Genomic DNA, 12,463 nt, shown 5'->3' with positions numbered 1-12,463 from the left:
TTTGTTATACTAGTCATTACTTATTTCAATCGCTTTTTATTAGCCTTCGTAAGAAATACAGCTATTAGCAAAGCCATAATTTTCTTATGCAAAATAGCGGTCGATACAGTCAAACGAGGAATCTCGCATGTCAGAACAACTTGCTATCAATAGCACACCTGAACACGCCATCAACGCGAGTGAGCAGCCCACTACAGTGCGTCCTGTTATGCAGCCGGACAATCCCTATGCCAGTACTCGTGGCAGCATCACCAGCAAACAGCTGCCAGCATTCGATCAAGATATCATTAATAAGTATAATCGTTCGGGACCACGCTATACCTCTTACCCAACTGCTTTAGAGTTTTCATCGATACCAGAAGGGCTTGAGACAAAAATCCTGCAAGCGCGCGAAGCTCATGCACCGCTATCACTTTATTTCCATATCCCGTTTTGTCGCCATCTTTGCTATTACTGTGCTTGCAATAAAACTGTCACCAAAAAGAATAGCGATGCAGGCGATTATTTAGAGTATCTAATTGCTGAAATTAAACATAAACGTAGCTTATTAACGCCACCAGAAGACGGTAAAAAACCACTGATTAAACAGCTACATTTCGGTGGTGGTACGCCAACCTTTTTACAAGACAATGAGTTGATACAACTGTGGGAGTTTTTGCAGACCCAGTTTGAGTTTTTACCAGAAGATCAAGGTGATTACTCTATCGAAATTGACCCGCGCGAGCTCAGTAGCGAGACCTTAAAAGTATTGCGTAATTTAGGTTTTAACCGCGTCAGCTTAGGCGTACAGGATTTAGACGAGACCGTACAAATTGCCGTTAATCGTGTACATTCAGCAGAGCTTATTGAAAATGTATTAAATGAGGCGCGCGAATTAGGCTTTCATTCTATCAATGTCGATTTAATTTATGGCTTACCACATCAAACGCCTGAAACCTTTGATAAAACCGTGCGCCGTATTATCGAGATGTCGCCAGATCGCTTGTCGGTATTTAATTATGCTCATTTGCCTGAACGCTTTAAGGCGCAGCGTCAAATCAAAGAGGACGATTTACCTACTCCATCTGATAAGCTCACGATGCTCGGTAATACCATCAATACCTTAACTGAAGCCGATTATCAATATATTGGCATTGACCATTTTGCCAAACCTGATGATGAGCTGGCCATCGCCCAGCGTGAAGGCAGGTTGCATCGTAACTTTCAGGGTTATACCATCATGGGCGATTGTGATTTATTGGGCGTTGGCGTGTCTTCAATCAGTCAAATTGCCGATGCCAACAGCAGTTATATCCTACAAAACCATACTGATTTGCAAGTATATAAAGACAATATCGATGCGGCACGTAATAACCCTACCATCATGCCAGCGGTTAACGTGATTAAAACCTCTATCAAAGATCGCTTACGCGAATACGTGATTATGAATTTACTGTGTCACGATTATATGGACTTTAGAGACATCAATCAGAAATTTGGCATCGATGCTATTACCTATTTTATTCATGAGATTCAACAGCTTGGTGAAATGCAAGAAGACCGCTTGATTGATATGGATGCTGCTGGCATTCGCGTATTACCAAGAGGTCGTTTATTGGGTCGTAATGTAGCCATGGTATTCGATGAATATCTGGATAAAAAACATAAAAACCGCTTCTCAAAAGTTATTTAAATCATTAGCCTCTAAAATATAAATAATAAAAAAGACCTCGATTGAGGTCTTTTTTTGGTTAGTGATAAATGTAATGTCTTATTATTAGAGACCGTCTTTATGCAGTAGGCATCACAAGATACAGTCGATTGGCATCCTCTATGGTTTTATCTTTATCTAGGTATTTTTGCTCAACGGTACTTGTTGCATTGATTATCTCGGTATCTGTCAGCGCAAAATCATCATCATTGAGTAAACCTAACGAGCCATCTTGGCGTAACCATAATCCTTCAAGCTTATCATGCGGATAATCTAGAGTAGCAAGTACATCGACGACCAAAGTTTTTTTAACAGGCTTGATAGTTAGCTTTTCGAGTAGTTGCCAGCTTGCTTCGTTTTCTGCTATCAATTTCTCGAGCGTTTGACCGTCAATAGTCAAGCCGAAAGTCTCATTTTGTTGGATGATATGTGGATTATCAGCACTGATAATGGTTTCAATATCTGTTGCCTGAGAGATATTTATTTTATAAATAAGTTTTTTTGCCGATTTATCTTGTAAAGGAAACTTGCGGTCATGTTCAATGAGATAAAATTCATGTTCATTGATAGCGACTATCCCTGACGCCACATGATCCGCTGCATCAAGACGATATAAATATTGCCTTATTTGCCCTGAGATTAGGTTAATAGCAACGATACGCACCAAACTAGAGCCACGACCCGATTTATCAGGATTGTCCATAGAGGACTCCATGATACCTACAAGCGTAGTCTGATCTGGCGTTATAGTTAATGCTTCCATACCACGATTGGCGCGGCACTTGGTAAACTCTGACGGTAATAACACCTGCTTACCGTTAATAATCACATTATTGCGTTCATCATGGGCAAAAGGATTGATACGGGCAATCTCTACCCCATCCGCGTCATAGTGGACGAGATGTGGACCATATTCATCACTGATCCAAAAACTGCCATCTTTGAGCGCAGCAATTCCTTCGGGATCTAAGCCATTGATATCGCTTTTAACGGGATTGGTCACTTCATCAAACGGTAAATCCGGATTCACCGTCATCGGTTGACCATTAATATCATAAGGTACTTCATTGGTGCCGCCAAAAGCTTTTGGATTCGGTAGTCCAGAGATAGGATTGCCATTGCTATCTTTAAGCAATATCTCTTTTACCTTGATGATTTTTCCGTCAGCTTGCAACTCAAACAAGCCAATAGACGGCGTATAATCGGGCACTAAAAACTGCTTACCTTTACCAGCAATACCGTCAAAGTCGGCATTGGGTCCTCGATCGGTAAGCACGTAGAATTGAGTGGCATTGCTTGGATGTGCTGCGGCGTCCGAGCCATAACCACCACTGCGAATCTCTAATTTCTGCTCAGGATAAGCGGCATTGATGTGCGTCGCATCAAGCACGCTATACGGTAACGGGCAACCTTGTGGGAAATCCTCTATTGAGATTATTCCTGTATTTAGCTTTTGCTCAGTCATGATCGTTGACATTGTTATTTTCCTTATTTATAGTCAAAATACTCTAAAAACGCTACGGTGCTGCGGGTATAAATTTTTTGCAGCCTCTGTCTGCGTAGGCACAGCAAGCAAGAAAAATTGATACCCGCAGTACATAATGTGTCGATATTACTTTTCACTGACTATAGGTATTTTTATTGCTTAGAAAACGATATTTCACGCAAAAAGAATCATCAAAAAAGTATGAGTAGATTCAGTTCCAAAAAATAGCCAGCGCGTTAGATACTCACTGACCATTTTTAAGCGTTAAATTTATAGCATATGATTAAAGGGTGGTGATTTAAACCTTGAGCTTATCACCAACCATGCCTTTTACTGTACTTAGAATGTCAGCGGGTAATACCACCATTTTTGAGTTATCGGACTCAGCCAGCTGACGAATCGCTTTAATATACTGCTCGCCCAATAAGTAGACAATCGGCATCTCTTCCGTACCCATCGCAGCAGTAATCAGACGGATAGATTCTTCTGAGCCTTTTGCCAATACCACCTGCGCCTCAGCGTCACGGCGGGAGGCTTCTAGTCTTCCGTCTGCTTCCAGGATAGCTGCTTGTTTTTGACCATCAGCACGGGTCACTGTCGCTCGGCGTAGTCGCTCGGCGGCAGCCTGTTCTTCCATTGACGCTTGCATCGTCTGCGACGGATTAATATCTTGAATCTCTACTGTCTTTAGCGTGATGCCCCAATCAGCAATATCTTCTGAGATGGCATGCTTTAGCTTCATTTTTATTTCATCACGGTTAGATAAGGCACTATCAAGATCCATCTCGCCGATGATTGAACGTAAAGACGTTTGTACCAGATTACGGATACCATACTCATAATCTTCAATGCCATATACTGCTTTATCAGGGCGAATAATATTAATATAAGCGACGGCGTTAGCGATAATAACAACGTTATCTCGGGTAATAACTTCTTGTGAGGGAATATCAAGGACGATGTCTTTGGTCGTGACTTTGTAAGAAACATCATCAACATAAGGGATGATAAGATTTAGACCCGGCTCTAACGTTTGGCTATATTTACCTAAACGCTGTACCACCCATTTATACCCTTGTGGCACGATTCGCACACCTTTAAATACGGTAAATACGACCAGTGCAACCAAAACCACCATGACAATACTAAAGCTTTCCATAATTCATCCTTATTATTATACGTGCGTATTTTGGTTCACAGCTGCCTTCGATACCATACTACTCACAATCAGCTCGTTACCAACGATATCTGTTACCACCACTCGATCACCGACCGCCACTTGCTCACCTCGGGTACGGCACATCCATTCAGCGGCACCCACAATAGGCACACTAAAGCGCACCATGCCCGCTCTATCTGGCTGCGGCTGCACAATAATCATACCCGTTTCACCAACGATCACACTGCCGCCAAGTCCAGCTTTGGTACGATCAACGGATAAAGGCTTAATAAACTTAAACCATGCCAACAAAAATATAGCGGAAAGAAGTAACCAGATAATGATTTGTACCGATACCGAAACAGGCAGCAACCATACAAGCGCAGCCACTATAATAGCAGCGGCACCGAACCAAAGGCTGGCAAAGGTTGGCACAAACATCTCGACAATCAGTAGCAAAAAGCCCAATACCAACCAATGCCAAGGCTCAATCATCCAAAGCATCTCCATCATCGCTATATTCCTTATTTTTGCTATTCTAACTTCCAATGTAGCACATTTCCTTACCTGAAAACGCTCTAAAAACAATACCTTGAAAACAATACCTTGAAAACAATACCTTGAAAACAATGCTTTAAGAACAATGCTGTAAAAACCTTTTTCTTAAATTAGCCATACACCTTCACTCTCAGCTTAATAAAAATGCCAATGCGTTATTATTCTATAAATATTTAAAACAAAAAAACGACCACCTTAAGTGATCGTTTTTTATTTTATGATTTCATAACGATAATTTTAGAATTTAAAATGGGCACCTAATGTGACGCCGCTTGCATCAAAATCATCACCATCGCCTAAATCGATTGATGGATAAAAGTTATACATAGCTTCTGCAGAGACCATAGGAGTAAAGTTATAACCTAAACCTAGACCGCCTGCAACACCTGTATCAGATTCACTGAAACTTTCATTAAGGCTAGAAGAGATTTTATTAGTTACATCTACATTTACTTCATTTTTTGCAAAACCTAAACGACCTTTAGCATATAAGGCAGTCGTTGGAAAGGCATAATCGTATGTTGCATAAAGACCTAAAACATCAGCACTATATTCTGCTTTCTCAACAGCATCTTCAAATACATCTGTGTCGCTGGTTGTTAAATACTCAGCTTCTACTCCAAACTCTGGTGTAAACTTATAACCACCATAAACACCATAAGAGGTCGCGTCATCAATGTCATCAGCATCATCAATGTCAGGGCTGTACTGACCAACTTTTGCACCGATATATGGTTGTCCGGCGTAGTCAACTGCTGCTTGAGCACTAACGCTTAATAAAGAAGCAGTTGCTAACGCTAATACTGTGGTTTGTAACATTTTCATTGGATTCCCCAAATTTGTTTAGTTGGTACTGAGCTTTCATGTAGACTATTTTTACCAAAAACTCATCTCGCCTACAGATGACGACAGTATAATAACAGTATTATCTGTTATAGAAAACAATTGTTTTGTATAACAGATAATACTCTAAAAAAAACGACCACTGAAGTGATCGTTTTTTATATAAAGAACTTAGCTACTAATATCTACTATTAGATAGCAGTCAACCTATACTGGTAAATTTAGAATTTTAAGTGCGCGCCAACTGTAAGTAGTTTGGCATCAACCTCACTATCCATCATGGCATATTCGCCTTCGATACTCATGTTAGGATTAACCATGTAACCTAGACCAACGCCGCCAGCAATGCCGGTGTCACTAGTAGAATCTGATACTCTAACTGTACCAGCAGTATAATCACCTTCTACTTCAGTTTTGGCAACACCTAGTTTACCTTTGGCATAAAGTGCAGTGTTTGGAAACTGATAACGGTACGTACCGTATGCGCCATAAGTTTTTGCGTCAAGGTCGCCGCCTCTGTAATCGGCGTCATCTGAGCCTACAAATTCAGCTTCCATACCAAAGTTAGGATCAAAATTGTAGCCTGCATATACGCCATATGCGGTTGGATCATCAGCGCCGTCAACGTCTAAATCAAATTGACCGACTTTAACACCAACGTATGGTTGACCAGTATAGCCGTTACCATAAGAAACGGCAGCTTGTGCACCAACGCTTAGCAATGAACCAGCTGCTAATGCAATTAGAGTTTTCTGTAGAGTTTTCATGTGTATCTCCTTAAAATCACTGTGGACAAACAAGTTATGTATTTATGTGGACTTTTTAGTCATATCGCCTTGTTTGCTAACGATGTATACATAGTAACAAATCATGTCAAAAACTCTGTCAGTGTTTAATGGTAAGAAAGTTAAGTTTTGCAAGTGTTTATCAGTGTTCAAGTTACAAATACCGATATATGAAATCTTTTGTTACAATCGCTCGGTTTGTGCAATAATCCGTACTTATTCTAAAGCTTATTCATAGAATCATTAAACTTAATTAGCGAAAATAGCGCTTAAATAGAAAATAAAAGGATAGCAATGACCGCTCTTATTATCAATCATCTGCAAGAGTCGCTCAACGCGCTAGTGACAGCAAATCAATATCGTCAAATACCTGATTTACAACATCATGGACGATACGTGCTTAGTGAAGGGGCGCGATTACTCAATATCGCTAGCAACGACTATCTAGGTTTGGGCAGTAATAAGCAACTACAAAGCGAGTTCCTTAATCATCTAAGTCAATCGCCGGTCGATAATATTCCTAGAATGAGCGCCACCTCCTCTAGGCTCTTGACAGGTAACGATGAACATCTGCAAGCATTAGAGTCCGAACTACAAGACTGGTATCAAAACGCTATAGAAAAGCAAAATCTAGCTTCATCAAAATCGGTACTGGTATTCAACAGCGGCTACCATGCCAATATAGGTATTTTGCCCGCACTGACGACATTGCCAATCAAAACTTTAATTTTGGCAGACAGATTGGTGCACGCTAGTATTATCGACGGCATACGCCTAAGCCAAAGTAAGCTGGTCAGCTATCGTCGATATCGTCACAACGACTATGAACATTTAGCCAAATTTATTGAGCAAGCAGACTTGAGCTTTGAGCGCATTATTATTGTCACCGAAAGTATTTTTAGTATGGATGGTGACTGTGCTGACTTGGCTCAATTGGTACAACTAAAAGCAAAAGATACTCGTATTGAGCTATATGTCGATGAAGCACATGCCATCGGTATCTTAGGTAATACAGGTTTGGGTTTGGCAGAGGAAACCCAAACACTGGCTGACATTGATTATCTGGTCGGGACTTTTGGTAAAGCTTTTGCCTCCATTGGCGCTTATATCATGTGTGATGAGGTCGTCAAACAATGGCTGATTAATCAGATGCGTCCTCTTATTTTTAGCACCGCCTTGCCACCCATCAATCACGCATGGACACGTTTTATTTTAGCGAAAATACCAAGCTTAAATGAGCAGCGTCTTCATCTCGCGCAGTTATCTACGATGATAAGTACTGCTATTCCAGAACCCTATCTTATCTCAGCAACCAATCAAAATTCAGATTATCACTCTCCTATCGTGCCTTACATATTAGGTGATAATGCACTCACTATCGCAAAGTCAAAGCAGCTACAAGCAGCAGGGTTTTATGCCTTGCCTGTCAGACCGCCAACCGTCCCTGCCAATACTGCTCGTATCCGCTTGGTGATGAATGCAGCACTGAGCTCTGATGACTGTCAGCGACTGATAGCGCACTTATAATGCTATTATTCTTTAATGAATGATTCATTCTAGCGATAATCGACTTATTTGGATTTAATAAACAATATGAAAGCTCCTACTCTGCCTGATACCTCTAGCGCAAGAAAACAAGCCATCGCACGGCATTTTGCTACTGCTGACGATTATGAACAGCATGCCCGTATTCAAAAGCAAGTCTGCCACCACTTACTAGACAATATCGCTCATACCGAGCAGAAAAGCGTATTAGAAATCGGTGCTGGCACAGGTCAGATGACACGCTTGTTGGCAGCAAATATTCAAAGTCAGCACTGGATTATTAATGAGCTATGTTCTGAACGGAAAGCGATATTACAATCGATATTACCGACCGCCAAGATACTGATTGGTGATGCTGAAAACATTCAATTATCCACAGATTTTAACTCAATAAACCCCAACCTGATAGAGCACAGCCTAATAGTCAGTGCCAATGCTGTGCAATGGTTTGATAAGCCTTTGAAATTTATAACGCAATCAGCCCAGTATTTACAAGCAGGTGGGCAATTAGTCTTTAATACTTTTACGCCAGATAATTTTTTGCAAATTAAGCAACTGACGGGTCAAGGGCTGCACTATCCAGCTATCAGTGAGTGGCAATCAGCATTAGAAGACGCAGGGTTCGAGAAGATTGAACTGTCGACCCAACGCTTTGATGTACCTTTTGCCAATCCCTACGCCGTCCTTACGCATATGAAACTGACTGGGGTATCAACCAATCAAACGCAAGAGCAATCAAATAATGGTAAGCCTTTTACATGGACTAAGGCACGCCTAAAACAATTTGAGCAAGACTATTGTCATTACTTCTCAGAATCAGATAACAATGAGCAGTACCATGTTAATTTAACTTATGATGTGCTGATCGTGAGTGCTTTTAAAGCATAAAAAAACGCACCCCTAAGGATGCGTTTTTTGTTTAACTGCTTGACTTAATAGTAGAATTATTTCTTATCTTCTTCTACTTCAGTGAACTCAGCATCGACCACATCGTCGTCTGCTTGGTTGCTCTCGCCTGTATTATCCGCACCTTGTTGGAACTGGTTTGGATCCATACCCTCGCTACCCGCCCCTGTATCAGCATAAATCTTCTGGCTAACTGGTAAGAAGGCATTGTCTAATGCTTCAAGCTTGGCTTTGATCTCTTCATGATCATCTTCTTTCGCAGCTGCTTCAAGCTCAGAGATGGCCGTTTCTACTGATGATTTTTCATCGTCAGATACTTTATCTGCAGCATCTTTTAGCGCTTTTTGTACCGCATGGATACGACCATCTGCTTCGTTACGCACTTGCGCAAGATTGGCGAATTTCTCATCTTCAGCCGCATTGGCTTCAGCATCACGAATCATTTGTTCAACTTCTTCGTCCGACAAACCAGAATCTGCTTTAATTTGGATACTTTGCGCTTTACCAGTACCTTTGTCAGTCGCTGAGATATTCATGATACCGTCAGCGTTGATGTCAAAGCTTACTTCGATTTGTGGCAAACCACGTGGCGCTGGTGGAATATCTGTTAAATCAAAACGACCAAGCTGTTTATTTTGGTTTGCAATTTTACGCTCGCCTTGATAAACCTGAATGCTCACTGCTGGCTGGTTGTCTTCGGCCGTTGAGAATACCTGTGATTTCTTAGTCGGAATCATGGTATTTTTCTCAATGATTGGCGTCAAGATGCCACCCATGGTTTCGATACCTAGCGTCAATGGTGTCACATCAAGTAGCAATACGTCGGTTTTTTCACCAGACAATACCGCGCCTTGAATCGCTGCACCGGCTGCTACTGCTTCATCAGGGTTCACGTCTTTACGTGGCTCTTGACCGAAGAACTCTTGTACTTTTTGCTGTACCAATGGCATACGAGTCTGACCACCGACTAAGATGACATCATCAATATCGCCGATTTTTATGCCTGCATCTTCAAGGGCAATCTTACAAGGACCCATCGTACGTTGTACTAGCTCTTCAGTTAAGCTCTCAAGTTTTGAGCGGCTGATAGTGACCACCAAATGCTTAGGACCAGTACTATCAGCAGTGATATACGGCAAGTTCACTTCAGTACTTTGGGCACTTGATAACTCAATCTTCGCTTTTTCTGCCGCTTCTTTTAGACGCTGCATCGCAAGAGAGTCGCCTTTTAGGTTGACGTCTTGGTCTTTTTTGAATTCAGCAACTAAGAAATCAATGAGCGCTGAGTCAAAATCTTCACCACCAAGGAATGTATCACCATTGGTCGCAAGCACTTCAAACTGCTGCTCGCCATCGACGTCAGCGATTTCGATGATTGATACGTCAAAAGTACCACCACCTAAGTCATATACAGCAACGGTGCTATCGCCTTGCTTTTTATCCATACCATAAGCAAGAGCAGCAGCAGTTGGTTCGTTGATGATACGTTTTACATCAAGACCGGCAATTTTACCCGCGTCTTTCGTTGCTTGACGCTGTGAGTCGTTAAAGTAAGCAGGTACGGTTACGACGGCTTCAGTAACCGTTTCACCAAGATAGTCTTCTGCTGTTTTTTTCATTTTCTTCAAGATTTCAGCAGAAACTTGTGGTGGTGCTAGTTTTTTACCGTTGATTTCTACCCATGCATCACCGTTATCGGCTTTGGCGATTTTATAAGGCACCATTCCGATGTCTTTTTGCACAACTTTGTCATCAAAACGACGACCAATCAAACGCTTGATAGCAAAAAGCGTGTTGTTTGGGTTGGTAACTGCTTGACGCTTGGCTGACTGACCGACAAGGATCTCGTCATCTTTATAAGCGACAATTGAAGGGGTGGTACGCGTACCTTCAGCATTTTCGATGATTTTAACTTTATCACCTTCCATTACTGCGACACATGAGTTGGTTGTACCTAAATCAATACCAATGACTTTACCCATACTAAATTGCTCCTAATTTATTTTTAAATAAAATTTTATTGCATCAGACCGTCGATCACTAGATCGTAGTCGGTCACTTGTTGCTTTATATCGGTTTGCTTATGTATTTTTTCAAGTCGCTAACCATGCAAATAATGCCTTTTGTGTGATTTTTTGTCAAAACCCTCACTAATAATAAGGTTTAGCACAGTTAAAGACTGAATATCTTTTGCCTATATACTCGATGACTATTTAGGACTACGTTGGCGACGTTATATGCTTAACCTACTATCGCTTTAGCGGCTGTCCTACTACTGACCGACACGTACCATCGCCGGACGTAATAAACGTCCATTTAAGCTATAGCCTTTTTGTAAGACTGTACCCACCGTATCAGCTGGGGCATCAGCGTCGATACCGACCGCTTCATGAAAATCAGCGTTGAATTTCTCGCCTTGTGGCTCAACCACTTCGACGCCATTTTTATTCAGCACATCTAGTAATGCTTTATGTGTCAGTCTCACGCCTTCAGTAATAGGATCGTCTGCATTGACGTTTTCAATCGCACGCTCCAAGTTATCGACCACTGCTAACAACTCTTTGGCAAATTTCTGTAGTGCAAAACGTTTGCTCTTATCCGCCTCTTGCTCCATACGCTTTTGCGCATTGTAAGTTTCGGCATTGGCACGAGCGGTACTTTCCTTAGCTTGTTTAACTTCGCCTTCTAGCTCAGCGATACGGGCTTTAAAAGTATCAAGATCAATGTCATTTTCGATGACACTTTCTTCACCAGCGTTATTTTGTGGGTCAAACTCTTTTAAGGTTTCTTCTAAGATACTCTCATCGTGTGCCACGTTGTCATGTGAGACATTGTCATGTGAGACATTTTGCTCAATCGATTCATGGTTGTTATTTTGCTCGCTCATGATAGCTCCTTGATAGCGTCATAGTTTAATAGTTCAATAGTGTCATAGTTCAATAGTTCAATAGTTTAATAGCGTCATAGTTCAATAGTTTAATAGCGTCATAGTTTATTAGCGTCATAATAATAACGGGATATAGCACACAAAAAATTGGCGCATCGCTCGCTACTGTGTGTTTATTACCAATACATTTACTCATGATTCATAGGCTTATACTGCCTACTTAACCTTTATTACTGGTTCTTTGTATAACTATATGCAATCACCGTTCAATAGCTGCTTGATAAAGGTTATGAAGGCAAATTTCAAGCCTAATATAAAGAATTTTTCTCACCAATGAGAAACCCTAGCTAAATAAAGGATAAAAAGCCCGATATTCATCTAGTCTGCATACATACTGTTGGTCTTTATTGACTGTAAATATGCAGTTACGCCAACAAAAGGTACAAAAAGTCGTCATTTATTCCCAATCATTTACGCTTTGTACCCAAACTATTACCAAAGCATACTCAACTTAATTGCTAATTATTTTATGATTACTATAACTACAATTGGTTAAATAGTAGTCAACACGCATTTGCCAAATATCAGCAACATACTAACAGTG

At 41.0% G+C, this 12,463-nt stretch carries 10 protein-coding genes; 3 read left to right on the top strand and 7 right to left on the bottom strand.

Annotated features, from left to right (window positions below; all coding sequences use genetic code 11):
- The first annotated feature begins 208 nt into the window (after positions 1 to 208).
- Positions 209 to 1,672, top strand: a complete 1,464-nt coding sequence (gene hemN, locus JMX89_RS11425) for an oxygen-independent coproporphyrinogen III oxidase (protein WP_413786611.1) — start codon at positions 209 to 211, stop codon at positions 1,670 to 1,672.
- A gap of 97 nt (positions 1,673 to 1,769) precedes the next feature.
- Here the strand turns inward: hemN and JMX89_RS11420 are convergent, their stop codons facing one another.
- From JMX89_RS11420 to JMX89_RS11400, 5 genes are all read right to left on the bottom strand, one after another.
- Entirely contained in the window at positions 1,770 to 3,155 is a 1,386-nt protein-coding gene (locus JMX89_RS11420) for an esterase-like activity of phytase family protein (RefSeq protein WP_201551624.1), read from the bottom strand.
- 319 nt (positions 3,156 to 3,474) lie between these two features.
- A complete protein-coding gene (locus tag JMX89_RS11415; protein WP_201551603.1) occupies positions 3,475 to 4,335 on the bottom strand; it encodes an SPFH domain-containing protein in 861 nt (286 codons plus the stop codon).
- Positions 4,336 to 4,350: 15 nt separating this feature from the next.
- Entirely contained in the window at positions 4,351 to 4,848 is a 498-nt protein-coding gene (locus JMX89_RS11410; protein WP_201551602.1) for an NfeD family protein, read from the bottom strand.
- A 282-nt stretch (positions 4,849 to 5,130) separates the two neighbouring features.
- A complete protein-coding gene (locus tag JMX89_RS11405) occupies positions 5,131 to 5,718 on the bottom strand; it encodes a porin family protein (RefSeq protein ID WP_201551601.1) in 588 nt (195 codons plus the stop codon).
- Positions 5,719 to 5,957: 239 nt separating this feature from the next.
- Positions 5,958 to 6,503, bottom strand: coding sequence for a porin family protein (locus JMX89_RS11400; protein WP_201551599.1), 546 nt, complete (start codon positions 6,501 to 6,503; stop codon positions 5,958 to 5,960).
- A gap of 312 nt (positions 6,504 to 6,815) precedes the next feature.
- Here JMX89_RS11400 and JMX89_RS11395 point away from each other — a divergent pair, with 312 nt between their 5' ends.
- Together JMX89_RS11395 and JMX89_RS11390 are read left to right on the top strand one after the other, a co-directional pair.
- Positions 6,816 to 8,048, top strand: a complete 1,233-nt coding sequence (locus JMX89_RS11395) for an 8-amino-7-oxononanoate synthase (protein WP_201551597.1) — start codon at positions 6,816 to 6,818, stop codon at positions 8,046 to 8,048.
- Between the two features lie 66 nt (positions 8,049 to 8,114).
- The gene (locus JMX89_RS11390) at positions 8,115 to 8,954 is read left to right on the top strand and encodes a methyltransferase domain-containing protein (RefSeq protein WP_201551595.1); all 840 of its coding nucleotides are present in this window, start codon (positions 8,115 to 8,117) and stop codon (positions 8,952 to 8,954) included.
- A 56-nt stretch (positions 8,955 to 9,010) separates the two neighbouring features.
- Here JMX89_RS11390 and dnaK read toward each other — a convergent pair whose 3' ends face one another.
- Together dnaK and grpE are read right to left on the bottom strand one after the other, a co-directional pair.
- Positions 9,011 to 10,954, bottom strand: coding sequence for a molecular chaperone DnaK (dnaK, locus tag JMX89_RS11385; protein WP_201551593.1), 1,944 nt, complete (start codon positions 10,952 to 10,954; stop codon positions 9,011 to 9,013).
- A 290-nt stretch (positions 10,955 to 11,244) separates the two neighbouring features.
- Positions 11,245 to 11,859 (bottom strand): nucleotide exchange factor GrpE, encoded by a 615-nt coding sequence (gene grpE, locus JMX89_RS11380; protein ID WP_201551591.1) that lies wholly within the window; start codon positions 11,857 to 11,859, stop codon positions 11,245 to 11,247.
- Between the last annotated feature and the right edge of the window lie 604 nt (positions 11,860 to 12,463).

The organism is Psychrobacter sp. DD43 (assembly GCF_904846555.1).
Taxonomy (GTDB): Bacteria; Pseudomonadota; Gammaproteobacteria; order Pseudomonadales; family Moraxellaceae; genus Psychrobacter; species Psychrobacter cryohalolentis.
The sequence above is the reverse complement of the archived record's forward strand: the minus strand, read 5'-3'. Positions and strand labels throughout refer to the sequence as shown.